Here is a 23,729-nt window from a genome sequence, read left to right as displayed (position 1 = left end):
CGCGTGACTTGCCAATCCGCGCCGCGCGTGCTTGATCCGGCGCATGGGCGATTTCCTGAACGTCTCCGCTTCGCTGACCGGGCGCCGCTGGGTGGGGCCGTCGGTCGAGGCCGAGCGGCTGGCCGAGGCGATGCGCCAGGCGACCGGCCTGCCCGATCCGGTCTGCCGGACGCTGGCCCGGCTGGGCGTTCCGGCGGAGATGGCGACCGGCTACCTCGCCCCGGCCCTGCGCGACCTCTTGCCCGATCCGCTGAAGCTGAAGGACATGGCCGAGGCGGCGGCGCGGATCCTGGCGGCGCTGCAGCGGCGCGAACGGATCGCCGTCTTTGCCGATTACGACGTGGACGGCGGCGCCTCGGCCGCGCTGCTGCTGACCTGGCTGCGCGAGATGGGGCGGTCGGCGACGCTCTACATCCCCGACCGGATCGACGAGGGCTACGGGCCGAACGCGCCCGCCATGCAGGCGCTGGCGCGCGACCACGACCTGATCGTCTGCGTCGACTGCGGCACGCTGAGCCACGAGGCGATCGCGGCCGCGCAGGGGGCGGACGTGATCGTGCTGGACCACCACCTCGGAGCCGAGACGCTGCCCCCGGCCCTCGCCGTGGTGAACCCGAACCGGCAGGACGAGGACAGCGAGCTGGGCCATCTCTGCGCCGCCGCGGTGGTGTTCCTGGTGCTGGTGGAGGTCAACCGGCGGCTGCGCCAGGAGGGCGTGAAGGGGCCGGACCTGATGGGCTATCTGGACCTGGTGGCGCTGGCGACGGTGGCGGACGTGGCGCCCCTGACCGGGGTGAACCGGGCGCTGGTGCGGCAGGGGCTCCGCGTGATGGCGCGGCGCGAGCGGCCGGGGCTCGTGGCGCTGTCGGACGTGGCGCGGCTGGATGCGGCGCCGACGCCCTATCACCTGGGCTTCCTGCTGGGCCCGCGGGTGAATGCCGGCGGCCGGATCGGCGCGGCGGATCTGGGCGCGCGGCTTCTGTCGACGACCGACCCGTCGGAGGCCGCCGCGCTGGCCGAGCGGCTGGACGCGCTGAACACCGAGCGGCGGGACATCGAGGCCCGGGTGCGCGACGCCGCGCTGGACCAGGCCGAGGCGCGCGGGGTCGACGGGCCGCTGGTCTGGGCGGCCGGCGCCGGCTGGCATCCCGGGGTTGTCGGGATCGTCGCCTCGCGGCTGAAGGAGGCGACGAACCGGCCCGCTGTCGTCATCGGCGTCGAGGACGGCATAGGCAAGGGCTCCGGCCGCTCCGTCACCGGCATCGACCTGGGCGCCTGCGTGCAGCGGCTGGCGGCCGAAGGGCTGCTGGACAAGGGCGGCGGCCACCGGATGGCGGCCGGGCTGACCGTGGCCGAGGACCGGATCGAGGCCGCGATGGCGCGGCTGGGCGAGCTTCTGGCGCGGCAGGGCGCCGACCGGGTGGGGCCGCGCGACCTGTCGCTCGACGGGATGCTGATGCCGGGCGCGGCGACGGTCGACCTGATCGAGCGTCTGGAAGAGGCCGGCCCCTTCGGCCAGGGCGCACCGGCCCCGCGTTTCGCCTTCGCCGACCAGAAGATCGCCCATGTCCGGCGGATCGGCGAAGCGCATCTGAAGATCGCGTTCCACGACGGTATGGGCCCGCGGCTGGAGGCCATCGCCTTCGGCGCGTTCGACGGCCCGCTCGGGCCCGCACTGGAGGCGCATGGCGGCGCGCCCTTCCACCTGGCCGGCCGGCTGGAGATCAACCACTGGCAGGGTCGGCAACGGCCGCAGCTGCGCCTGGACGACGCCGCGCCGGTCGGCTGAACGGGCACTGCGGGCCGCTGCCGCCGGCTGCACGGGAACCTGCGCCGAAGCGGGCGCGGCCCCTTGATTCACGGGGCGCCCGGCTGCTGTTTCCGGCCGGTTTCGAAGCCGCCAAGAATCCGAAAAATACCTCTTGCCCCGCCTCCGCAGCTATTCTAGATAGCTCCCCACGCTTCGGCATGGCCCGTTCGTCTATCGGTTAGGACGCCAGGTTTTCAACCTGGAAAGAGGGGTTCGATTCCCCTACGGGCTGCCACTTCTCCCTTCGACCAGCTTGCAATCTGGACCAGTCCCAGACCTGTGCGCCCGGCATGGCTAGGAAACCCAGCGGCCGCCGGCGGCATTTTCGCGTGCCCGCGACCGGTGGCGCTCAACCAGCCGGTATCTCGCATGCGCCCGCACCGGGCCCGCCAACAGCCGCCTACCCTACTCCGCCGCCCGGTCCGTCCTGTCGCGCCGCGCATCCGGCGCCTGCGCGGCGTCGGTCCCGTGGGCCAGGAGCTCCTTCATCACCGCGCCCAGCCACCAGCGCCGCCGCGGCGGGAGGCCCAGGAGGTACTCGATCGTCGGACGGATGTCGAAATGCGTCCGGGGCGGGCCGTCCGTCGCATGCCCCCTGGCCGCGATGCCGTGCCCCATGGCGAAGAACCAGGCCCGGTCGGTGCCCTTGTATTTCCACAGATGCTCGGGCCATTCGTCGCCGTCGCCGCGGCCGTGATCCGTGGTCACGATCAGCGTCACCGCCCGGCCGCGGGCCTGCAGGGCCTCCATCTCGGCCACCAGCGCCCTGAGATAGCCGTCGTACCGGGCGAGCACCTCTTTAAGGACGGGCCAGTTCGCGCCATGCGCCGCGCTGTCGGACTGGTTCAGGCCCAGGTAATGCAGCCGCGGCGCCCCGGCGCGCAGCTCTGCCAGCGCAAGCCGGAAGGCGGGTTCGTCGGCGGCCGGGTCCGTACCCAGGTCCAGCCCGCGCGCGGCCGCCTCTTCCGTCGCCACCTTGCGGCCTCGCACCGAGACCGCCCGCGCCGGATCGGCCTTCAGGCCGTCGAGGAGCCGCGGCCAGGTGGCGAACAGCTTCACCGGCACCGGGTCGCCGGGGAACGCGCCCTGCACCCGGGTCACCAGGGTCTCGCCGCGCGGCGGCGGGTCGGTGTTCTCGATGCACAGGGTCAGGCGGCCCTTGAAGATCGAGTGGTAGCCCGACATCGAGATGCCCACCGGGCTGCCGGTGCGGAAGGCGGGCGGGTCGGTGTCGGACCCCAGGAAGGTGCCGCGCGGCAGCAACTCGCGCATCAGGAAGGGCATCAGCGGGCCGTCGGCGCCGGTGCGCAACAGCTCCTGCGGCCGGACCCCGTCGAGCGTCACCAGAATCACCGTGTCCGCCGGCCGGTCGAGCGGTGCCGGCGCGCGGGCCGGAACCGGACGGGCAAGCCAGCCGCCCACCGCCGCCAGCGAGCGCGCCACCAGCCGCAGGCGCCGGCGTAGCGGCGGCTGGGGCCCCTTGGGAGACATGTTCGGGATGGCCTTGGCTCCTTCGTCTGACCGGCCCGGTGTGCATAGGCGAAGGCGCGGCGCGGGAAAACCCGTCGCGCGGCCCCGAGGCCCGGCTGAGCGGCCGCGCGCCGCCGGGTCGGCAGGCCGGGCGGCGCGACGCGATGAGGAAGGGGCCAACCCGCCGGGAGGATCGCAACGGCGCGCGGCGGCGGCGCAGCTTCGGCCCGGCGGCGCGCTGCACGTGGTCGATTTCGGCGACCAGACCCGCCTGCCCCGCGGGGTTCGCCGGGTACTGCGCGCCTGGCTCGCCCGGTTCCACGTCACGCCGCGCGCCGCGCTGGGCGAGCGGATGGGCACGCTGGCCGCGGAAACGGGAGTGGAGCTGAGGTTCCGCCAGCTCTACCTGGACTACGCGCGCTACGGCGTGCTCACGCGGCCCGCGGCGGGGCCGGCCCGCGCGGTCAGCGGGTAAGTCGACCGCGCGGCCATTGGGGTGCGGGGAACGCCGAGCGGTTCCGACGCCCGCCGCACACCGGCTAGGTCCGTGCCGCGAACCGCTCCAGGATCGGCGAGGTGCCGTCACGATGCAATTGCGACAGCCAGGCCTGGAACGCCTCTGCAAAGCGCCGGTCGTGGGCCAGGTCGCCATAGAGGCCGGTGCTCTCCAGCCAGGCGGCGGGCCGCGTGCGGGCCTCCTGCGCGGCGGCGACCAAGTGATCCCAGCGCGGATCGTTGGGGACGATCTCGGAGCCGTCCTCGCGCAGGCCGGTGCACATGCGCGCCCACAGCGCCTCGGCCAGGGCGAGACCGTCGATGCCGCGGCCCGACGCCAGGCGCTCGCGGATCGTCGGATGCAGGAAGCCCGGATGCCGCGAGGAGCCGTCGAAGGCCACGCGGCGGGTCGTGTCGACGATGGCGGCGTTCGAGAAGCGGCGCACGATCAGCGCGACATAGTCCTGCGGCGACATCTCCGGCACGGAGGCCACCTCGGGCGCGATCTCCTGCATCTCGACGGTCTGAAAGAAGTGGCGGAGGCCCGGATGCTCCATACAGCCCGCGACGGTCTCGACCGACAACAGCTCGCCCGCATTGGCCAGAAGCTGGTGGCCCGCGTTCAGCAGGCGAAGCTTCATCATCTCGTAGGCGTGCACGTCGTCGGTAAAGGTCACGCCCACGCGCTCCCATTCCGGGCGGCCGGCGCAGAATTCGTCCTCCATGACCCATTGCCGGAACCGCTCATGCGTGACCGGCGCGGCATCGTCGATGCCGAAGCCCTGGGCGAGCGCGATCTCCTTGGGGCCGGTCGCCGGCACGATGCAGTCGACCATCGCGTTGGGAAAGCTGCAGGTCGCGTCGATCCAGTCCGCGAGATCGGGGTCCGACAGCCGGGCCAGCGACACCACGGTGCGCCGGAGAACGGCGCCGTTGCCCTGCAGATTGTCGCAGCAGAGGCCGGTGAAGGGGCCCGCCCCCGTGTCCCGCCGCCGGCGGAGCGCGGCCACCATCGCGCCGAAGGCGGTGCGCGGCGTCTGCGGGTTCGCGGCATCGTGGCGAATGTCGGGATCGTCGGCGTCGAACCCGCCGGACGCATCGCGATAATAGCCGCCCTCGGTCACGGTGAGCGAGACGATGCGGATGTCGGGTTCGGCCATGCGGGCGATCAGGGCGGCATTGCCGTCCTCGACCGGCAGAAAGTCGATCATCGGCCCGGTGACCTCGGCGGAGGTGCCGGAGGGGGCCAGCTCGATCAGCGTCGTCAGGCAGTCCTGGCCGCGCAGGCGCGCCCGCTGGGCCGCGTCGGCCGGGCGGACGCCGGCGCCGAGGATCGCCCAGTCCTGCGCCGCGCCATCGTCCATCAGCCGGTGCAGATACCAGGCCTGATGCGCCCTGTGAAAGTTGCCGAGCCCGATATGGACGATCCCCGGAGACAGCCGCGCGCGGTCGTAGCGCGGCCGCCGCACGGTCCCGGGCAGCCGCCCGAGCGTGGCGTCGGAGAGCGGCGTCAGCTCATCCATTGGCCACCGTCCACGTTGTAGCATTGCGCGACGACATAGTCGGCCTCCGCGCTCGCCAGGAACACCGCCATCCCGGTCAGGTCCGCGGCGGTCCCCATGCGGCCGTAGGGCACCGCCGCGCCGACCTCCGTCTTCTTCTGGCCGGGCGCCTTGCCCTCGTATTTCGCGAAGAAGGCGTCGACGCCGTCCCAGTGCTCGCCGTCGACCACGCCGGGGGCGATGGCGTTCACGTTGATGCCGTGTTGGATCAGGTTCAGACCGGCCGACTGGGTCAGCGAGATGACGGCGGCCTTCGTCGCACAGTAGACCGCGACCAGCGGCTCGCCCCGCCGGCCGGCCTGCGAGGCCATGTTGATGATCTTGCCGCCGCCGCCCCGCGCGATCATGTGCCGGGCGACCGCCTGCAGCGTGAACAGCGTGCCCGCCACGTTGATCTCGAAGAGCCGGTCGAAATCCGCACGCTCGATCTCGACGATCGGCGCGGCGGTGAACACGGCGGCGTTGTTGATCAGGATGTCGATCCGGCCCAGGCGCTCGACTGTCTCGGCCACCGCGGCGTCGATGCTGTCCTGCCGGGTCACGTCCATCTCGACCGCCACCGCCCCCTCGCCGATCTCGGCCGCCGAGGCTTCCGCGCGCGCCGTGTCGATGTCGGCCAGGGCGACGCGGGCGCCCTCGCGCACGTAGGCCTCGGCAAAGGCCCGCCCGATGCCGCGGGCGGCGCCGGTGATCAGCGCCGTCTTCCCGTCGAGACGCCTCATTCGATCCGCAGTCCCTTCTGGTCGAAGCGGTGTATCTTGTCGGCCTCCGGCGTCAGGTAGACCGTGTCGCCGTAATGCAGGTCGACCTCGCCGCCGGCGCGGACGGTGATCGGCTCTTTCTGGATCGAGGACTGAACGTGGAAGAAGGTGTCGGAACCCAGATGCTCCGAGACGCCCACCGTCCCCTTCCACGCCCCTTCGGTGGTCGAGACCGTGATATGCTCGGGGCGGATGCCCATCGTCGTCGCGTCGTGCTTGGCGGCTTCCGGCCCCTCGATCAGGTTCATCCTGGGCGAGCCGATGAAGCCGGCCACGAACAGGTTGCGCGGGGTGCGGTACAGATCGAGCGGCGAGCCGACCTGCTCGATATTGCCGGCGCGCAGCACGACGATCTTGTCGGCCATGGTCATCGCCTCGACCTGGTCGTGGGTGACATAGATCATCGTGGTCGCGAGCCGCTTGTGCAGTTCGCTGATCTCCAGCCGCATGCCCACGCGCAGCGCCGCGTCGAGGTTCGACAGCGGCTCGTCGAACAGGAACGCCGCCGGTTCGCGCACGATGGCGCGGCCGATGGCGACGCGCTGGCGCTGGCCGCCCGAAAGCTGCCCCGGCCGCCGGTCGAGATAGTCCGTCAGGTTCAGCACCGAGGCCGCCTGATCGATCCGGCGCGTCTGCTCGTCCTGTGACAGGCCCGCCATGCGCATCGGGAAGGCGATGTTCTTGCGGACGGTCATATGCGGGTAGAGCGCATAGGACTGGAAGACCATGGCGAGGCCGCGCTTGGCCGGCGGCACGTCGGTCGCGTCCGTGCCGTCGATCCGGATCGCGCCGGAGGTCACGTCCTCCAGCCCCGCGATCAGCCGCAGGAGCGTGGACTTGCCGCAGCCCGACGGGCCGACGAAGACCGCGAACTCGCCGTCCTCGATGGTCAGGTCGAGGGGCGGGATGACTTCCACCTCCCCGAATGCCTTGGTCACTTTCTCAAGCGTGATCTGTCCCATCTGGGTCGCTCCCTTATTTCACCGCGCCGAAGGTCAGGCCGCGCACCAGCTGCTTCTGGCTGAACCAGCCGAGAACCAGGATGGGAGCGATGGCCATGGTCGAGGCCGCGGAAAGCTTGGCGTAGAACAGCCCTTCGGGGCTCGAATAGCTGGCGATGAAGGCGGTCAGCGGGGCCGACGTCGCCGCCGTCAGGTTGAGCGTCCAGAACGCCTCGTTCCATGCGAGGATGAAGTTCAGCAGCAGGGTCGAGGCGATCCCCGGCACCGCCATCGGCGTGAGCACGTAGAGGATTTCCTCGCGCAGCCCCGCGCCGTCCATGCGGGCGGCTTCCAGGATCTCGCCCGGGATCTCGCGGAAATAGGTATAGAGCATCCAGACGATGATCGGCAGGTTGATCAGCATGATCACGATCACCAGGCCGCCGCGCGTGTCCAGCAGCCCCAGTCGGATGAAGATCAGGTAGATCGGATAGAGCACGCCCACCGCCGGCAGCATCTTGGTCGAGAGCATCCAGAGCAGGACGTCCTTGGTCCGGCGCGAGGGCACGAAGGCCATCGACCATGCGGCGGGCACGGCGACGACCAGGCCGAGGACCGTGGAGCCGCCGGCGATGATCACCGAATTCCACAGAAAGCGCATGTAGTCCGACCGCTCCTGGACGATGGCGTAGTTCTCCAGCGTCCAGTCGAAGAACAAAAACAGCGGCGGGTCCGAGATCGCCTGCGCCTCGGTCTTGAAGCTGGTCAGGATCGTCCAGAGGATCGGGAAGAAGATCAGCAGCCCCACGCCCCAGGCGATGACGGTGTTGGTGACCTTGCGTTGTGTCGTGACGGCACGGGCCATGTCTGGGTCTCCTCAGGCGTCGAGGTTCTTGCCGACGATGCGCATCAGGAAGATGGCAACGATGTTGGCGAGGATGATCGCATAGACGCCCCCGGCCGAGCCGAGCCCGACATTCTGGCTCTCCAGCACGCGCTGGTAGATCAGGTAGGTAAGCGTCCGGGTGCCGAAGCTGCCCTGCGTGGTCACGAAGATCTCGGCGAAGATCGACAGAAGAAAGATCGTCTGGATCAGGATCACGATGGTGATCGCGCGCGACAGGTGCGGCAGGGTGATGTAGAAAAAGCGCGACAGCGGAGACGCACCATCCATCTCGGCCGCCTCCAGCTGCTCGCTGTCGAGCGACTGGATCGCGGTCAGCAGGATCAGCGTGGCAAAGGGCAGCCACTGCCACGACACGATCAGCACCAGCGAGAACACGGGCACGTCCGACAGCCACTCCACCGGCTGCGCGCCGAAGAATTTCCACAGATGCGCGAGCAGCCCGTTGACCGGGTCCATGAACATGTTCTTCCAGACCAGCGCCGAGACGGTGGGCATCACGAAGAAGGGCGCGATCACCAGGATGCGCACGACGCCCTGGCCCCACATCGGCTGATCGAGCAGGACCGACAGCAGCACGCCGACGACGATGGTGATGAGCAGGACGCCGCCGACCAGGACCAGGGTCGTCTGGATGGCGGGCCAGAACGCGCTCGACGTCACGAAGCGCACGTAGTTCTCCCAGCCGATCCATCCCAGGTCGCCGCCGCGCAGCGGCAGGTAGCGCTTGAACGAGAAGTAGATCGTCATGGTGAGGGGCACGAGCATCCAGCCCAGAAGCAGGACGACGGCCGGTGCCATCATGAGGCGTGCGGCGGACCGGGAATGGCGTGTGGACATGACCTCTCTCCGCGCAGGGGACCGGACGTGCCGGTCAGGGGGTCGTGGGAAGGTCGGGGGCAGCCGAAGCCGCCCCCGGGGGAGGAGATCAGTAGCCGGCGGCTTCCATCTCTTCGGCGACGAGCGTCTGGGCCCGATCCAGCGCCTCTTCCGGCGTCTGCTGCCCGGCGACCATGGCCGAGAACTCCTGGCCGGCGGTCGTGCCGATGCCGGCCCATTCCGGGATCGCGACATACTGGATGCCGACATAGGGCACCGGATCGACGGTCGGCTCGGTCGGATCGGCCGCGCGGATCGATTCCAGCGTCATCTTCGCGAAGGGCGCGGCCTCCAGGTAGGTCGGGTTCTCATAGAGCGAGGTCCGGCTGCCCGGCGGCACGTTGGCCCACCCTTCGGTCTCGGCGACGAGCGCGAGGTATTCCTTGGAGGTCGCCCAGTTGATGAACTGCTTGGCTGCGTCCTCCTGCGCCGTGCCAGCCGGGATCGCCAGCGCCCAGGCCCAGAGCCAGTTGGCGCGCTTGTCGATGCCTTCCCGGTTGGGCGCCAGCGCGAAGCCCACGCTGTCGGCGACGGTGGATTCGTCGGGGTTCGTCACGAAGGACGCCGCCACGGTGGCGTCGATCCACATGCCGCACTTGCCCTGCTGGAACAGCGACAGGTTCTCGTTGAAGCCGTTGGTCGAGGCGCCCGGCGGCCCGTAGTTCTGGATCAGGTCGTTGTAGAAGGTGACCGCCTCTTGCCATTCGGGCGTGTCGAGCTGCGGCTCCCAGTCCTCGTTGAACCAGCGCGCGCCGAACGAGTTGGCGACCGTGGTGATGAACGCCATGTTCTCGCCCCAGCCGGCCTTGCCGCGCAGGCAGATGCCGTAGATCTCGTTATCGCGGTCGGTCATCGCCTCGGCGGCCTCGGCGATGAAGGACCATGTCGGCGCATCGGGCATCTCCAGCCCGGCCTCCTCCATCAGGTCGGTGCGATACATCACCATCGAGGATTCGCCGTAGAACGGCGCGGCATAGAGCGTGCCGTCATGGCTGAGGCCGGCACGCATCGCCGGCAGGATGTCGTCGGCGTCGTAGGAGTCGGGCAGGTCGTCGAGCGGGACGAGCCAGTCCTGCGCGGCCCAGATCGGCGTTTCGTACATGCCGATCGTCATGATGTCGAACTGCCCGCCATTGGTGGCGATGTCCTGGGTGACGCGCTGGCGCAGCACGTTCTCTTCGAGGGTGACCCACTCGACCTCGATTCCGGTCTCGTCGGTGAAGTGGTTCGTCAGGCCCTGCATCCGGATCATGTCGCCGTTGTTCACGGTGGCGATGGTGATCGTCTGTGCAGAGGCGGTGCCCGCAGCAAGCGCCAGGACGCTCGCCGCACTGAGTACGGTCTTCTGAAGCATTGGTTTCCTCCCGTGGCTTTCAAGATTGCCCGAAAAGGAGGATGACCAATGAGTTTCCTCGCGTCAAGTCTAAGTTTACGCGCGACAACTTTTCATAGGTTTATCAAGCTGACGCGCGCATAACGAGGCGCCCCTCGAACAGGATGGCCGGCTCCTGCGCCGACGAATCGGCCGAATCGATGGCCTGCAGCAGGCGCCGCACGCTTTCCTCGGACACGGCGGTGTAATCGTGCGCCACGGTCGTCAGCGCCGGGCAGGTGAACCGCGAGAAGGGATGATCGTCGAGCCCGGCGATCCGGATATCCGTCCCGGCCCCGTGCCCGACCGTCAGCCCCAGCTCGTAGGCCGCCGCGAGCAGGCCGATCGCGAGCCGGTCGTTGCTACACAGGATGGTGTCGCTCGGCAGCTCGCCCCTGAGCACGCGCAGACCCTCGCGATAGCCGATCTCTTCCAGCCCCCAGCCCTCGCCCGGGACGCTGAAGACGGTGGGCGGATTGCCCTGCCCCTCCATCGCGGCGTGATAACCGTTGCGCCGCTTGTTCGAGTTCGGATTGGGCGGCGTCTTCATCTCGAACAGGCAGGGCGGTGCGCCCGTGCGGCACAGATACTCGACCATCTGGAACATGAACTGCTGGTTGTCCGAACCGACGAAGGTATAGCCGAGACCCTCGTTCAGGCTGTCGAACAGCACGGCCGGCACCTCGTTGCAGAAGCGCTCGACCTCCGCCTGGTCCGAGGCGCGGCCGAGCGGCGCGAACAGAACGCCGGCCGGCTTGAGCGAGCGCAGCGCGTCCATGATGTCGCATTCGAGCTGGCGGTCGCCATGGGCGCTGAACAACGTGGGCCAATAGCCGGCATCTATGCAGCGCCGCTCCAGGTTGCGGGCGATCTCGGCGAAGAACGGGTCGGCGAGATACGGCACCACGATTCCGATATTCTTCGTCAGCCGCCGGTTCTGGTTCATCGCGTAGATATTCGGCCGATAGTCGAAGCGCTGCAGCGCGTCCTCGATCTTGAGCCGCGTCGAGGCGCGCACGCTCTCGGGATCCTGGAAGTACTTCGAGAGCGTCGGCCGCGAAATACCGCTGACCGCCGCGAACTGTTCCATGTTCTTGATCTTTGGCAATGCCCGGACCCCGGTAAAATCCTGTTTGACGCGCGTAAAGGTAGGAGGCCGCGGCTGCGCCCGTCAAGGCGCGGCCGCACCGAGACCGTCCCGTCCCCTGCGCCGCCTCCCTTGCACATGCAGCAAACCGGTTGCACCCGGGCGCCCCGCGCCCGTAGATGTCGCGGGGAAGGACGAATGGCAACATGCTGAACGGCACGCGGATTGTAGAGATCGAGGGGCTCGGACCGGGCCCGTTCGCCGCCATGCATCTGGCCGATCTCGGCGCGGACGTCATCGTCATCCACCGCAAGGACGGCGCGGTCACGCCGGGAATGCCGGAGCGCTCGATCCTCGACCGCGGCAAACGCTCGATCGCGCTGGACCTCAAGTCGCCCGAGGACGTGCGGACCGCGCGCGACCTGATCGCCACCGCCGACGGCCTGGTCGAAGGGTTCCGCCCCGGGGTGATGGAGCGGCTGGGCCTCGGCCCGGAGGACTGCCATGCGGTGAACCCGCGGCTCGTCTACGGCCGGATGACCGGCTGGGGCCAGCACGGGCCGATGGCAGAGCGCGCCGGGCACGACCTGAACTACCTCGGGCTGTCGGGCGCCGCCTGGTATGCCTCGGACGCGGGCCAGCCGCCGTTTCCGCCGCCGACCATGCTGGGCGATATCGGCGGCGGCGCGCTCTATCTCGTCACCGGCATGCTGGCCGCGATCCTGAAGGCGCGCGAGACCGGGCGCGGCACGGTGGTGGATGCCGCGATCTACGACGGATCGGCGCATATGATGAACCTGCTGATGGCGCTGCGGCAGGCCGGCGCGATGCCGGAAGACCGCGGCACCGGCCTGCTCGACGGGCCGCACTGGTCGCGCAGCTACCGCACGGCGGACGGCGGGCACATGACGGTGCAATGCCTCGAACCGAAATTCTACGCCGCCTTCCTCGACCGGCTGGGCCTGTCCGACGACCCCGACTTCGCCGATCAGTTCGACCGAACCCGCTGGCCCGCCCTGACGGCGCGGCTGGCCGAGCTCTTCGCCGGCCGCACGCGGGCCGAGTGGGAACGGCATTTCGCCGGCAGCGACGCCTGCGTCGCGCCGGTGCTCAGCCCCGACGAGGCGCAGGCCCACGCGATGAACGCCGCCCGCCGCACCTGGCACCAGGGCGAAAGCGGGCTGCAGGCGGCGCCCGCCCCCCGTTTCCAGGGCGACGGGGCGTGGTCTCCGCCGCCGATCCCGGCGCGCGGGGCGCATGATGCCGAGATCCGCGCCGATCTGGAACGAGCCGCGCGGCCCGGCGGGCCGCCGCCGCGCTGAACCGGACGACGCAACGAAAGATGGACCAGCCGGCCGACGCGATACCCTGCGTCGCCACGCTCGAAAGGGAAGGACGAAGGAAGAGGAATGACCGACCGCGCCGAGATATTCGAGGTCGGCCCGCGCGACGGGCTGCAGAACGAGCCGGGCACGATCCCGACATCCGACAAGGTCGCCCTTGTCGACCTGCTCTCCGGGGTCGGCTTCCGCCGCATCGAGGTGGGCTCTTTCGTCAATCCCAAGCGGGTGCCGCAGATGGCCGACAGCGCCGAGGTCTTCGCCCGGATGACCCGCGCGCCCGGCGTGTCCTATGCGGCCCTGGTCCCGAACCTGCGCGGGCTGGAGGCCGCGCGCGCGGCGGAGGTCGACGAGATCGCGATCTTCGCCTCCGCCTCGGAAGGCTTCAGCCGCGCCAATATCGGCGCCTCGGTCGCCGACAGCCTGGCCCGCTACGGCGAGGTCGCCGCGGCGGCACGCGAAGCGGGGGTGCCGGTGCGCGGCTATGTCTCCTGCGTCGCGGTCTGCCCCTATGACGGGGCGACGCCGCCCGATGCAGTGGCGCATGTGGCGCAGGCGCTCAGCGAGATGGGCTGCTACGAGGTCAGCCTCGGCGAAACCCTGGGCCGCGCGACGCCGGAGGCGGTGCGCGACATGCTGGCCGCGGTGACGGCGAGGGTCGCGCCGGAGCGTCTGGCGGGGCATTTCCACGACACTTCCGGGCAGGCGCTGGCGAATATCGAGGTCTCGGTCGCCGCCGGCCTGCGGGTCTTCGACGCGGCGGCGGGCGGGCTCGGCGGCTGCCCGTTCGCGCCCGGCGCCGCGGGCAACGTGGCCACCGGCAAGGTGCGCGAGCGGCTGGAGGCGATGGGCTTCGAAACCGGGCTGGACGCACAGGCGCTGGCGCGGGCCGAAGCGGCGGCGCGCGGCCTGACCGGCGGACGGGGGGCGGCATGACCGATACGATCCGGATCGAAACCGACGACCGCGGGATCGCGACCCTGGCGCTCGCCCGGCCCGAAAAGCACAACGCGATGTCGGCGGAGATGATCGCCGAGCTGACCGAGGCCGCGGCGACGCTCGGCGCCGACCCGGGCGTCCGCGCCGTCATCCTGGCCGCGGACGGCGCGACCTTCTGCGCCGGCGGCGATCTCAACTGGATGCGGGCGCAGGCCGACGCGACCCGCGCGCAGCGGATCGCCGAGGCGAAGAAGCTGGCCGGCATGCTGCGCGCGCTCGACACGCTGCCGAAGCCGCTGATCGGCCGCATCCACGGCAACGCTTTCGGCGGCGGGGTCGGGCTGGCCTGCGTCTGCGACATGACCATCGGGACCGACGCCGTCCGCATGGGCTTGACCGAGACCCGGCTGGGCCTGATCCCGGCCACCATCGGGCCCTATGTCGCCGCCCGCGTCGGCCCCGCCCGCGCCCGCGCCGTCTTCATGTCGGGGCAGCGGTTCGGCGCCGACGAAGCGCTGCGTCTCGGGCTGCTGAGCCACTGCGTCGAGGCCGATGCGCTGGAGTTCACCGTCCGCGACGCGGCCGAGGCCTATCGCGACTGCGCTCCCGGCGCGGTCGCCGCCGCCAAGGCGCTGCTTCGGTCCTTCGCCCCGCCGATCGACGACGCCGTTCTCGACCGCACCGCGAACGCGCTTGCCGACCAATGGGAGACCGACGAGGCCGCCGAAGGCATCGCGGCCTTCTTCGGAAAGCGCGCGCCGGCCTGGACGGACTAGATCCGGCCGCACAGGAGCGGGCGCCCCATGCCGCGCCCGTCTTCGCAACCCGCGTCTGCCGCGGCCCGCGGCCCGGCCCCCTACCCGTCCGCGCCGCCCGCCGCAGGCGCGGCGCCGCCTGCCCCGTCACGCTCCCGCGACACGGTCGCGCTGTCCCGCACGATCTCCGCCACCTCGCCCAACTGCCGCGCCAGCGGGCTGCTCTTGCGCCAGATCATCCCGATGGTGCGCGACGGCGCCGGGCGGCGGAACCGCGCGACCGAGACCGCAGCCGACCGCGTCTCCACCGGCAGGGCCATCTCCGGGATCAGCGTCACCCCGATGCCGGCCCCCACCATCTGCACCAGCGTCGACAGAGAGCTTCCGTCCAGCAATTCCCGCGGCGTCGTGTGCATCGCGCAGAAGGCCAGCGCCTGATCGCGGAAACAGTGCCCCTCCTCCAGCAGCAGAAGCCGCATCTCGCGCAGCTTCTCCGGCCCCGGCACCGGCTTGCCCGCATCCTCCGCCGGCCGCACCAGCACGAATTCCTCCGAGAACAGCGCCACCTCGGTCAGCGCCGGCTCCGACAGCGGCAGCGCGACGATGGCGGCGTCCAGCCGGCCGTCCTCCAGTTCCTGGATCAGCCGCGGCGTCAGCGTCTCGCGCACCCGGATGTCCAGCCCGGGATGGCGCGCGGTCAGCTCGGCGATGATCCGCGGCAGGATATAGGGCGCGATGGTGGGAATCACCCCGATCCTGAGCGGCCCCACCAGCCCCTCGCGCGCCGCGCGCGCGAGGTCGCCCAGATCGTCGACGGCGCGCAGAATGTCGCGGGCGCGCTCGGCGAACACCTCGCCGAAGCTCGTCAGCCGCACCTGCCGCGCGCCGCGCTCGAACAGCGCCATGCCGAGCGTTTCCTCGAGATCCTTGATCTGCACCGACAGCGCCGGCTGCGACACCGAACAGGCCCCGGCCGCATGCCCGAAATGGCCGAAACGCGCCAGGGCCTGGAAATAGCGCAATTGCTTCATGGTCAGGCTCGTCATAAGAAAATCCTATCACCGGATACGTCAAAAACCAATTCGACTAATCCGCACAGTTTGGTATGATTCTAAAGTAACGACTGGACGGGAGGAAGAATGCAGAGCGCCCTCGGCCCCGGCAGCGGCAGGTCCGCCGCCCCGATGCGCGGCCGTCGTTCCGCACCCTCCGACCCGTCCCGCCGGCGCCGCGACGACGCGCCGGTCTGACAGCAGAATAGCCAACACCACTCAAGGAGCGACGAGATGGACGGAAACGACAGCGCAGCCGGCAAGTGCCCGGTGATGCATGGCGGGCTGACCCACCTGGGCAGCGGCGTCATGGACTGGTGGCCCAATGCCCTGAACTTCGACATCCTGCACCAGCACGATGTCATGACCAACCCGATGGACGTCGACTACACCTACCGCGAAGAGCTGAAGAAGCTCGACGTCGCGGCGCTGAAGGCCGACCTGCACCAGCTGATGGAAGACACCCAGGAATGGTGGCCGGCCGACTGGGGCAGCTATGTCGGCATGTTCGCCCGGGTCGCGTGGCACGCCGCCGGGTCGTACCGCCTGGCCGACGGCCGCGGCGGGGCCGGCACCGGCAACCAGCGCTTCGCGCCGCTGAACTCCTGGCCGGACAACGTCAACACCGACAAGGGCCGCCGCCTGCTGTGGCCGATCAAAAAGAAATACGGCAACAAGGTCTCCTGGGCCGACCTGATGATCCTGGCCGGCAACATCGCCTACGAGCATGCGGGCCTGAAGACCTACGGCTTCGCCTTCGGCCGCGAGGACATCTGGCACCCCGAAAAGGACACCTACTGGGGCGCCGAGAAGGAGTGGCTGGCCCCCTCCGACGAGCGCTATGAGAATGTCGACGACCCCTCGACCATGCAGAACCCGCTCGCCGCGGTGCAGATGGGCCTGATCTACGTGAACCCCGAGGGCGTGAACGGCCAGCCGGACCCGCAGAAGACAGCCGAGCAGGTGCGCGAGACCTTCGCCCGCATGGCGATGAACGACGAGGAGACCGCGGCGCTCACCGCCGGCGGCCACACCATCGGCAAGTGCCACGGCAACGGCGACGCCGCCGACCTGACGCCCGACCCGGAAGCGGCGGATGTCGAGTACCAGGGCCTCGGCTGGATGGGCCGGGTGAACCGCGGCATCGGCCGCGACACCGTCGTCTCCGGCATCGAGGGCGCCTGGACCAAGGAGCCGACGAAGTGGGACATGGGCTGGTTCGACATGCTGTTCGGCCACGAGTGGGAGCTGAAGAAGTCCCCCGCCGGCGCCTGGCAGTGGGAGCCCGTCGACATCAAGGAAGAGGACATGCCGGTCGACGTCGAGGATCCCTCGATCCGTCACAAGCCGATCATGACCGATGCCGACATGGCGATGAAGGTGGACCCGGTCTATAACGAGATCTGCCAGAAGTTCATGGCGGACCGCGCCTATTTCGAAGAGACCTTCGCCAAGGCGTGGTTCAAGCTGACCCATCGCGACATGGGCCCGAAATCGCGCTATCTCGGCCCCGACGTGCCGCAGGAAGACCTGATCTGGCAGGATCCGGTGCCGGAAGGCCCGACCCACTACGACATCGGCCACCTGAAGGCGAAGATCGCCGAGTCGGGGCTGTCCATCGGCGAGATGGTCGCCACCGCCTGGGACAGCGCCCGGACCTATCGCGGCTCGGACATGCGCGGCGGCGCGAACGGCGCCCGCATCCGGCTGGCGCCGCAGAAGGACTGGGACGGCAACGAGCCGGAGCGCCTGCAGAAGGTGCTGTCGGTGCTGGAGCCGCTGGCCAAGGAGGCCGGCGCCTCGCTGGCCGACACCATCGTGCTGGCGGGTAACGTCGGCATCGAGAAGGCGATCACCAATGCCGGCTACGACATGGCGGTGCCCTTCGCGCCGGGCCGCGGCGACGCGACCGACGAGATGACCGACGCCGACTCCTTCGACGTGCTGGAGCCCATCGCCGACGCGATGCGCAACTGGCTGAAGGCGGATTACGTGGTCAGCCCCGAGGAGCTGATGCTGGACCGGGCGCAGCTGATGAAGCTGACGGCGAAGGAGCTGACCGTGCTGGTCGGCGGCATGCGGATGCTGGGCACCAACCACGGCGGCACCGATCACGGCGTGTTCACCAGCCGCGTCGGCGCGCTGGTGCCCGACTTCTTCGTCAACCTGACGGACATGGGCTACACGTGGACGCCGGTCGACGGCGGAACTTACGAGATCCGCGACCGCAAGACCGGCGACGTCAAGTGGACGGCCACGCGCGTCGACCTGGTCTTCGGCTCGAACTCGATCCTGCGGGCCTATTCCGAGGTCTACGCCCAGGACGACAACCACGAGAAGTTCGTGAAGGACTTCGTGGCGGCCTGGACCAAGGTGATGAACAACGACCGGTTCGACCTCGTCTGAACCAGCGGCGACAGCGGGGGGCGCGGCCGGGGATCGGCCGCGCCCTTTTCTTTGCCGGAATGGCGTTTTGTTCGTGGAGTGAATGTTTCGGCTGGTCACAAGCCGATCTCACGTCAGTTTTTATTCGAAAAGTGATATTTCTTCCACACGCACCGGGCTTCCTCGGCTTGCCAGAAAGCCGCTCCGATCCTCATCCTTACCAGATAGCAGCCCCGGTCGAGCGGAACGCCGTGCGGCGCCGACCCGCCGGGGCGCGGTCGAACTTCGCGATTCCGGAGAAATAAGCATATAGATCGGACACTTGGCACCGTCATCGCCAGAAGCGCCGCCCCGGTGGTGGGCGGGTCTCTCGGGCATTTCGTCTCGAAATGCCCTGCCGACAGGCGATTGCAGGGCAATCGCCGAGAGGCGGCGCTGCACGGCGTTCCGCCGCGCGATGCAGGTGGAAATGCCCCACGGCTGACCCGGTGCCGTGTCGCGTCGGACGCCCGACACCGTTACCGCTATCTATAACAAAATCAAATACTTACCACCCTGTCCAACCTTGGACACCTACCCGATCAGCCGCCGCGCGACCTCTCCCAGCCCCGCATACTCGTCCAGCAGCGCCTCCGGCTCCAGCGCCGCCACGCCCCGCCCGTCCGGCCCGAAAGTCACCAGCGCGCAGGGCACCCCCGCCGCCCGCGCCGTCGCCCGGTCCGTCTCGGTATCGCCCAGCAGGAACGAGGCGCCGACCAGCCCCCCGGCGCCCTCGACCGCGGCCCGGTAGGGCGCCGGGTCGGGCTTTCTGACCGGCAGCGTATCCGCCCCGATCACCGCCCCGAACAGATCGCGCACCCCCAGCCGCACCAACAACCGCTCCGCAAGCGCCTCCGGCTTGTTGGTGCAGACCGCCACCCGGTAGCCCCCGGCCCGGAGCGCCTCCACCGCCGCCGCCGCCCCGGGATAGAGCCGGGTGGTCGCATCCAGGTTCTCCCCGTACCACGCCAGCAGCTCCGGATAGGCCCGCTCCACCGCCGCCGCATCGGGCGCCCCGAGCCGCTCGAACCCCAGCCGCAGCATCGCCCGCCCGCCTCGGAACGCCGTCCGCGCATCCGCCGCCGGGTTCAGCACATCGCCATGCCCCAGCCGCCGGAAACAGGCATTCGCCGCCGCGATCAGGTCGCCGCTGGTATCCGCCAGCGTCCCGTCCAGATCGAAGATCACCGTGCGCAAAATCTGTCCTCCGGCGCCATTCCGCCGTGCTCTGTAACCGCCTGACATGCCATTTGATAGCCCCGACCCTTGCAAGGCCGAATTCATGCGATAGAAGCGGAAGGACCGAGGGAACCAGAGCACCGTCATGTCCACCGCGCTGATCGTCCTGGCCGCGGGCCAGGGAACCCGGATGAACTCCGACCGGCCGAAGGTGCTGCACGAGCTGGGCGGCGCGCCGCTGTTCACCCACGCCCTCGCCGCCGGCGCCGCGCTCGACCCAGCCCGCGTCGTCCTCGTCGTCGGCCATGGCGGCGAAGAGGTGGCCAAGGCCGCGCTGACCCGCGACCCCACCATCGCCATCGCCGAGCAGACCGAGCAGAAGGGCACGGCCCACGCCGTCGCCCGGGCCCGCGCCGCGCTGGAGGGGTTCCAGGGCGATGCCGTGGTTCTCTACGGCGACACGCCCTTCATCCGCCCCGAGACATTGGCCGGGATGCAGGCCGCCCGCGCCGCCGGCCACGCGGTCGTCATCCTCGGCTTCGAGGCCGCCGACCCGGCCCGCTACGGCCGCCTCGTGATGGAGGGGCAGGAGCTTCTGCGCATCGTCGAATACAAGGACGCGACCGCGGACGAGCGCGCCATCACCCTGTGCAATTCCGGCGTGGTCTGCGCCGACGCCGCGACGCTGTTCGAGCTGATCGACGCGGTGTCGAACGACAACGCTAGCGGCGAGTACTACCTGACCGATATCGTCGGCCTGGCCCGCGACCGGGGCCTGTCGGCCACCGCCGTCACCTGCCCCGAGGCGGAGACGGTCGGCATCAACTCCCGCCCCGAACTGGCCGCGGCCGAGGCGCTGTTCCAGGCCAACGCCCGCACCGCCGCACTGGAGGCCGGGGTGACGCTGACCGCGCCCGACACGGTGTTCTTCTCCGCCGACACGGTGCTGGGCCGCGACGTGGTGGTCGAGCCGAACGTCGTCTTCGGCCCCGGCGTCACTGTCGAGACCGGCGCCCGCATCCGCGCCTTCTCCCATCTCGAAGGCGCCCATGTCGGCGGCGGCGCCGTCGTCGGCCCCTATGCCCGCCTGCGGCCCGGCGCCGAGCTGTCTGGCGATGCCCGCATCGGCAACTTCGTCGAGATCAAGAACGCCCGGATCGGCCCGGGCGCCAAGGTCAACCACCTGAGCTATATCGGCGACGCCACCATCGGCGAGGCGGCCAATATCGGTGCCGGCACCGTCACCTGCAATTACAACGGGGTGGAGAAATTCCACACCGAGATCGGCGCCGGCGCCTTCATCGGCTCGGACACCATGCTCGTCGCCCCCGTCAGCGTCGGCGACGGCGCGATCACCGGATCGGGCTCGGTCATCACTCGCGACGTGCCCGCCGAGGCGCTCGCCGTGTCCCGCGCCGAGCAGGTGAACCGCGACGGTGTCGCATCCAGATTGTTCGAAATGTATAAGAATTCAAAGGCGAACCGCCAAAAGGAGTCGTAATAATGTGTGGAATTGTAGGCGTCCTGGGAAAGCACGAAGTCGCCCCGATCATGGTCGAGGCGCTTCGGCGGCTCGAATACCGCGGCTATGACAGCGCCGGCATCGCGACCATCGACGAGCGTCTACAACTCCACCGCCGCCGCGCCGTGGGCAAGCTGGTGAACCTGTCGGACCTTCTGGTGCACGAGCCGCTGTCCGGCCGCGCCGGCATCGGCCACACCCGCTGGGCAACGCATGGCGCGCCGAGCGTGTCCAACGCCCACCCGCATCAATGCGGCCCCGTCGCCGTGGTCCATAACGGCATCATCGAGAACTTCCGCAGCCTGCGCGAAGACCTCGCGGCCCAGGGCACCGTCTTCGAGACCGAGACCGACACCGAGACCATCGTGGCGCTGACCCGCTCCTTCCTCGACCAGGGGCTCGCGCCGCGCGACGCCGCCGAACAGGCCATCGCCCGGCTGGAGGGCGCTTTCGCCCTGTGCCTTCTGTTCGAGAACGAGCCCGACCTGATGATCGCCGCCCGCAAGGGCTCGCCGCTGGCCATCGGCCATGGCGAGGGCGAGGTCTTCGTCGGCTCCGACGCCATCGCGCTCGCGCCGCTGACCGACCAGATCACCTATCTGGAGGAGGGCGACCGCGCCGTGCTGACCCGCGACAGCGTTGAGATCTACGACGCCGACGGCCGCCGCGCCAACCGCCAGGTCCGCACGATCCAGATCGACGCGGCCCATATCGACAAGGCCGGGCACAAGCATTTCATGGCCAAGGAGATTGCCGAGCAGCCCACGGTGATCGGCGAGGCGCTGTCGCATTACGTCCACGACGCCGGCATCGACCTGCCCCAGACGCTGGATTTCGCCGCGCTCGACCGGATCGTCATGGTCGCCTGCGGCACCGCCTTCTACGCCTGTCTGACGGCGAAATACTGGTTCGAACAGCTCGCCGGCCTGCCCGTCGAGGTCGATATCGCGTCCGAGTTCCGCTACCGCGAGCCGCCGATCGGGCCCAACACCCTCGCCGTCTTCGTCAGCCAGTCGGGCGAGACGGCCGACACGCTGGCCGCCCTGCGCTATTGCGCCGAGAAGGCGCAGATCGCCGCCGTCACCAATGTCGAGACCAGCTCTATCGCCCGCGAATCGGACGTGAACCTGCCGATCCACGCGGGCGCCGAGATCGGCGTCGCCTCCACCAAGGCGTTCACCTGCCAGCTGACGGTGCTGGTCCTGATGGCGCTGAAGGCGGCCCATGCCCGCGGCCGGATCGACGACGCCACGCTCGCCGCGCGGCTGGCGGAACTTCGGAACCTGCCGGGCCGGCTGAACCTCGCGCTCGGCCAGGCGCCCCAGATCGCCGCCGCCGCCCGCGCCGTGGCCGAGGCCGAGGACGTGCTGTTCCTGGGCCGCGGCCAGATGTATCCGCTGGCGATGGAAGGCGCGCTGAAACTCAAGGAAATCAGCTACATACACGCCGAAGGTTATGCATCGGGCGAACTGAAGCACGGCCCCATCGCGCTGATCGACCAGACGGTGCCGGTGATCGTCATGGCGCCCCACGACCATCTCTTCGACAAGACCGTGTCGAACATGCAGGAGGTCATGGCCCGCGGCGGTCAGGTGCTGCTGATCACCGACAGCGAAGGCGCCAAGACGGCCAGCGACGGCACCTGGCGGACCCTGGTGATGCCGGACTGCCCCGCGCTGTTCGAGCCGATCCTCTATGCGCTTCCGGCGCAGCTGCTGGCCTATCACGCCGCCATCGCCAAAGGCACGGATGTCGACCAGCCGCGCAACCTGGCGAAGTCCGTCACCGTGGAATGACGCCCGACGCGGCGCTCGCCGCGCTGGAGGCCGCGGCCGACCCGGACCGCGCCGAGGGCATGGCCGCCTATCACAAGGTGCCCCGCCGCTATCTCGGCGTGGCGATGCCGGAGGTCAACGCGCTGACCGCCGACTGGCGCAAGGCGCTGCCGGTTCCGGAGCGCGTCGCCCTGGCCGACGCGCTCTGGGCGACCGACATCCACGAGGCCCGCATCGCCGCCGCCAAGCTGCTGACCCAGGCCCGCATGCGCCCCGCGGCCGCCGACGACGCCGCCTGGCGGCTGATCGCGTCATGGGTGCCGCAATTCGACGCCTGGGCCATCGCCGACCACGCCGCGAGCGCCGGCGGCCGGCGCCTGGTGGCCGAGCCGTCCCGGCTGGACGAGGTCGAGCGCTGGACCGCCTCGGACCACATGTGGACCCGCCGCGCCGCGCTGGTGATGACGCTGCCCTGGACGAAACAGACCCACCCCACGCCGCAGGACGAAGCGATCCGCGACCGCGTGCTCGGCTGGGCGGCGGGCTATGTCCCCGACCGCGCCTGGTTCATCCAGAAGGCCATTGCGTGGTGGCTGCGCGAGCTGTCGAAACACGACCCGGACCGCACCCGCGCCTTCCTCGACGCCCACGGCGCCGACATGAAGCCCTTCGCCCGCAAGGATGCCGCCAAGTACCTGTAGCGCCCCGCGGCCGTCTCGGCAGACCCGCCATCGCCACGCGCGCAACGTCCCACGACTGCGACACGCCGCCACGAGCGGACTCCCCCGCAGGCGAAGCCGAGGAGGAGAGAATAAGAGTGCCGCGTCAGCGGCGCATTTCGAAACCCGCTAGGCCAGCCGTTCCTTGACCATCGGCCCGACGCGGCCGAAATCCATCTGCCCGGTGTATTGCGCCTTCAGCGCGCCCATCACCCGGCCCATGTCGCGGATCGAGTTCGCGTCGGTCTTGCGGATCGCCTTGTCCACCGCGGCCCTCACCTCGTCGTCCGACAGCTGCTTGGGCAGGAACTCCTCGATCACCGCGATCTCGTCGCGTTCGCGCTCGGCCAGGTCCAGCCGCCCGCCCTCTTCGTAGGCGCGCGCGCTTTCCTGGCGCTGCTTGACCATCTTGCCGAGGATCGCCAGCACCTCGGCATCGCTCACGCCGCCGGTGTCGCCCTCGCTTTCCCCGCGCTGCGCGATGTCCTTGTCCTTGATCGCGGCGTTGATCAGGCGCAGCGTCGACAGGCGCGCGGCGTCCTTGCTCTTCATCGCATCCTTCAGCGCCGTGCTGACCCTGGTGCGCATGTCCATCTCGGGCGTCCTCTCCCCATGAGGTTTCGCGAAATCGTAACATACTCCTCCCCGCGCGGCCGCGCAACCGCGGTCGCTTCGGCTAACGTATTGTTTTTACTGCGCAACACAAATGCGAGAGAGGCTTGATTCCCCCCGTGCCGCGCCAT

At 69.7% G+C, this 23,729-nt stretch carries 20 protein-coding genes and 1 tRNA gene; 10 read left to right on the top strand and 11 right to left on the bottom strand.

Annotated elements, in window-relative coordinates; all coding sequences use genetic code 11:
• Nucleotides 1-43: 43 nt before the first annotated feature.
• On the top strand, nt 44-1,789 hold the full coding sequence (gene recJ, locus P1J78_RS07810) for a single-stranded-DNA-specific exonuclease RecJ (RefSeq protein WP_275566775.1): 1,746 nt from the start codon (nt 44-46) through the stop codon (nt 1,787-1,789).
• 181 nt (nt 1,790-1,970) lie between these two features.
• Nucleotides 1,971-2,045 (top strand) — tRNA-Glu (locus P1J78_RS07805).
• A 170-nt stretch (nt 2,046-2,215) separates the two neighbouring features.
• Here the strand turns inward: P1J78_RS07805 and P1J78_RS07800 are convergent.
• Entirely contained in the window at nt 2,216-3,301 is a 1,086-nt protein-coding gene (locus P1J78_RS07800; protein ID WP_275566774.1) for an alkaline phosphatase family protein, read from the bottom strand.
• Nucleotides 3,302-3,524: 223 nt separating this feature from the next.
• On the opposite strand from P1J78_RS07800, the gene P1J78_RS07795 reads away from it, so the two are divergent.
• The gene (locus P1J78_RS07795) at nt 3,525-3,755 is read left to right on the top strand and encodes a hypothetical protein (protein ID WP_275566773.1); all 231 of its coding nucleotides are present in this window, start codon (nt 3,525-3,527) and stop codon (nt 3,753-3,755) included.
• A gap of 64 nt (nt 3,756-3,819) precedes the next feature.
• Here the strand turns inward: P1J78_RS07795 and P1J78_RS07790 are convergent, their stop codons facing one another.
• From P1J78_RS07790 to P1J78_RS07760, 7 genes are all read right to left on the bottom strand, one after another.
• The gene (locus P1J78_RS07790; protein WP_275566772.1) at nt 3,820-5,298 is read right to left on the bottom strand and encodes a mannitol dehydrogenase family protein; all 1,479 of its coding nucleotides are present in this window, start codon (nt 5,296-5,298) and stop codon (nt 3,820-3,822) included.
• Nucleotides 5,286-6,059 (bottom strand): L-iditol 2-dehydrogenase, encoded by a 774-nt coding sequence (locus P1J78_RS07785; RefSeq protein WP_275566771.1) that lies wholly within the window; start codon nt 6,057-6,059, stop codon nt 5,286-5,288. Before P1J78_RS07785 ends, P1J78_RS07790 begins: the two co-directional genes overlap by 13 nt.
• On the bottom strand, nt 6,056-7,060 hold the full coding sequence (locus P1J78_RS07780) for an ABC transporter ATP-binding protein (protein WP_275566770.1): 1,005 nt from the start codon (nt 7,058-7,060) through the stop codon (nt 6,056-6,058). Before P1J78_RS07780 ends, P1J78_RS07785 begins: the two co-directional genes overlap by 4 nt.
• Nucleotides 7,061-7,073: 13 nt before the next feature.
• A complete protein-coding gene (locus tag P1J78_RS07775; RefSeq protein ID WP_275566769.1) occupies nt 7,074-7,904 on the bottom strand; it encodes a carbohydrate ABC transporter permease in 831 nt (276 codons plus the stop codon).
• Between the two features lie 12 nt (nt 7,905-7,916).
• A complete protein-coding gene (locus P1J78_RS07770; protein WP_275566768.1) occupies nt 7,917-8,783 on the bottom strand; it encodes a carbohydrate ABC transporter permease in 867 nt (288 codons plus the stop codon).
• Between the two features lie 88 nt (nt 8,784-8,871).
• Nucleotides 8,872-10,176 carry an ABC transporter substrate-binding protein gene (locus tag P1J78_RS07765; RefSeq protein WP_275566767.1) on the bottom strand — a complete coding sequence of 435 codons (1,305 nt, stop codon included), beginning with the start codon at nt 10,174-10,176 and terminating at the stop codon, nt 8,872-8,874.
• Between the two features lie 103 nt (nt 10,177-10,279).
• Entirely contained in the window at nt 10,280-11,284 is a 1,005-nt protein-coding gene (locus P1J78_RS07760; RefSeq protein WP_275566766.1) for a LacI family DNA-binding transcriptional regulator, read from the bottom strand.
• A gap of 203 nt (nt 11,285-11,487) precedes the next feature.
• On the opposite strand from P1J78_RS07760, the gene P1J78_RS07755 reads away from it, so the two are divergent.
• The 3 genes from P1J78_RS07755 (at nt 11,488) to P1J78_RS07745 (ending at nt 14,336) form a co-directional block, all read left to right on the top strand.
• Complete coding sequence (locus P1J78_RS07755) at nt 11,488-12,603, top strand: CaiB/BaiF CoA transferase family protein (protein WP_275566765.1); 1,116 nt, start codon at nt 11,488-11,490, stop codon at nt 12,601-12,603.
• Between the two features lie 87 nt (nt 12,604-12,690).
• Nucleotides 12,691-13,557 carry a hydroxymethylglutaryl-CoA lyase gene (locus P1J78_RS07750; RefSeq protein WP_275566764.1) on the top strand — a complete coding sequence of 289 codons (867 nt, stop codon included), beginning with the start codon at nt 12,691-12,693 and terminating at the stop codon, nt 13,555-13,557.
• Nucleotides 13,554-14,336 carry a crotonase/enoyl-CoA hydratase family protein gene (locus P1J78_RS07745; protein WP_275566763.1) on the top strand — a complete coding sequence of 261 codons (783 nt, stop codon included), beginning with the start codon at nt 13,554-13,556 and terminating at the stop codon, nt 14,334-14,336. The genes P1J78_RS07750 and P1J78_RS07745 overlap by 4 nt, the downstream gene beginning before the upstream one ends.
• Before the next feature lie 80 nt (nt 14,337-14,416).
• Here P1J78_RS07745 and P1J78_RS07740 read toward each other — a convergent pair whose 3' ends face one another.
• Entirely contained in the window at nt 14,417-15,361 is a 945-nt protein-coding gene (locus P1J78_RS07740; protein ID WP_275566762.1) for a hydrogen peroxide-inducible genes activator, read from the bottom strand.
• A 240-nt stretch (nt 15,362-15,601) separates the two neighbouring features.
• Here P1J78_RS07740 and katG point away from each other — a divergent pair, with 240 nt between their 5' ends.
• Nucleotides 15,602-17,773 (top strand): catalase/peroxidase HPI, encoded by a 2,172-nt coding sequence (gene katG / locus P1J78_RS07735; RefSeq protein ID WP_275566761.1) that lies wholly within the window; start codon nt 15,602-15,604, stop codon nt 17,771-17,773.
• Nucleotides 17,774-18,325: 552 nt separating this feature from the next.
• Here the strand turns inward: katG and P1J78_RS07730 are convergent.
• Nucleotides 18,326-18,988, bottom strand: coding sequence for an HAD-IA family hydrolase (locus P1J78_RS07730; protein ID WP_275566760.1), 663 nt, complete (start codon nt 18,986-18,988; stop codon nt 18,326-18,328).
• A gap of 127 nt (nt 18,989-19,115) precedes the next feature.
• Here P1J78_RS07730 and glmU point away from each other — a divergent pair, with 127 nt between their 5' ends.
• From glmU to P1J78_RS07715, 3 genes are read left to right on the top strand one after another with little or no spacing between them, the layout of a single operon-like run.
• Nucleotides 19,116-20,471, top strand: coding sequence for a bifunctional UDP-N-acetylglucosamine diphosphorylase/glucosamine-1-phosphate N-acetyltransferase GlmU (glmU, locus tag P1J78_RS07725; RefSeq protein ID WP_275566759.1), 1,356 nt, complete (start codon nt 19,116-19,118; stop codon nt 20,469-20,471).
• A 2-nt stretch (nt 20,472-20,473) separates the two neighbouring features.
• Nucleotides 20,474-22,288, top strand: coding sequence for a glutamine--fructose-6-phosphate transaminase (isomerizing) (gene glmS / locus P1J78_RS07720; protein WP_275566758.1), 1,815 nt, complete (start codon nt 20,474-20,476; stop codon nt 22,286-22,288).
• The gene (locus tag P1J78_RS07715) at nt 22,285-22,968 is read left to right on the top strand and encodes a DNA alkylation repair protein (RefSeq protein WP_275566757.1); all 684 of its coding nucleotides are present in this window, start codon (nt 22,285-22,287) and stop codon (nt 22,966-22,968) included. Before glmS ends, P1J78_RS07715 begins: the two co-directional genes overlap by 4 nt.
• Before the next feature lie 147 nt (nt 22,969-23,115).
• On the opposite strand, the gene P1J78_RS07710 is transcribed toward P1J78_RS07715, so the two are convergent.
• Nucleotides 23,116-23,580: a GatB/YqeY domain-containing protein gene (locus P1J78_RS07710; RefSeq protein ID WP_275566756.1), complete on the bottom strand. Its 465-nt coding sequence runs from the start codon at nt 23,578-23,580 to the stop codon at nt 23,116-23,118.
• Between the last annotated feature and the right edge of the window lie 149 nt (nt 23,581-23,729).

It is taken from the genome of Psychromarinibacter sediminicola (assembly GCF_029168335.1).
Classification (GTDB): domain Bacteria; phylum Pseudomonadota; class Alphaproteobacteria; order Rhodobacterales; family Rhodobacteraceae; genus Psychromarinibacter; species Psychromarinibacter sediminicola.
Note: the sequence above shows the minus strand (reverse complement) of the source record. Positions and strands in the feature narration are given on the sequence as shown.

Bases quoted from the DNA above. Each gene is read 5' to 3' on its own strand.
- recJ (WP_275566775.1), top strand. From the start codon at position 44: ATGGGCGATTTCCTGAACGTCTCCGCTTCGCTGACCGGGCGCCGCTGG.
- P1J78_RS07800 (WP_275566774.1), bottom strand. From the start codon at position 3,301: ATGTCTCCCAAGGGGCCCCAGCCGCCGCTACGCCGGCGCCTGCGGCTG.
- P1J78_RS07790 (WP_275566772.1), bottom strand. From the start codon at position 5,298: ATGGATGAGCTGACGCCGCTCTCCGACGCCACGCTCGGGCGGCTGCCC.
- P1J78_RS07785 (WP_275566771.1), bottom strand. From the start codon at position 6,059: ATGAGGCGTCTCGACGGGAAGACGGCGCTGATCACCGGCGCCGCCCGC.
- P1J78_RS07780 (WP_275566770.1), bottom strand. From the start codon at position 7,060: ATGGGACAGATCACGCTTGAGAAAGTGACCAAGGCATTCGGGGAGGTG.
- P1J78_RS07775 (WP_275566769.1), bottom strand. From the start codon at position 7,904: ATGGCCCGTGCCGTCACGACACAACGCAAGGTCACCAACACCGTCATC.
- P1J78_RS07770 (WP_275566768.1), bottom strand. From the start codon at position 8,783: ATGTCCACACGCCATTCCCGGTCCGCCGCACGCCTCATGATGGCACCG.
- P1J78_RS07765 (WP_275566767.1), bottom strand. From the start codon at position 10,176: ATGCTTCAGAAGACCGTACTCAGTGCGGCGAGCGTCCTGGCGCTTGCT.
- P1J78_RS07760 (WP_275566766.1), bottom strand. From the start codon at position 11,284: ATGGAACAGTTCGCGGCGGTCAGCGGTATTTCGCGGCCGACGCTCTCG.
- P1J78_RS07755 (WP_275566765.1), top strand. From the start codon at position 11,488: ATGCTGAACGGCACGCGGATTGTAGAGATCGAGGGGCTCGGACCGGGC.
- P1J78_RS07750 (WP_275566764.1), top strand. From the start codon at position 12,691: ATGACCGACCGCGCCGAGATATTCGAGGTCGGCCCGCGCGACGGGCTG.
- P1J78_RS07745 (WP_275566763.1), top strand. From the start codon at position 13,554: ATGACCGATACGATCCGGATCGAAACCGACGACCGCGGGATCGCGACC.
- P1J78_RS07740 (WP_275566762.1), bottom strand. From the start codon at position 15,361: ATGACGAGCCTGACCATGAAGCAATTGCGCTATTTCCAGGCCCTGGCG.
- katG (WP_275566761.1), top strand. From the start codon at position 15,602: ATGGACGGAAACGACAGCGCAGCCGGCAAGTGCCCGGTGATGCATGGC.
- glmU (WP_275566759.1), top strand. From the start codon at position 19,116: ATGTCCACCGCGCTGATCGTCCTGGCCGCGGGCCAGGGAACCCGGATG.
- glmS (WP_275566758.1), top strand. From the start codon at position 20,474: ATGTGTGGAATTGTAGGCGTCCTGGGAAAGCACGAAGTCGCCCCGATC.
- P1J78_RS07715 (WP_275566757.1), top strand. From the start codon at position 22,285: ATGACGCCCGACGCGGCGCTCGCCGCGCTGGAGGCCGCGGCCGACCCG.
- P1J78_RS07710 (WP_275566756.1), bottom strand. From the start codon at position 23,580: ATGGACATGCGCACCAGGGTCAGCACGGCGCTGAAGGATGCGATGAAG.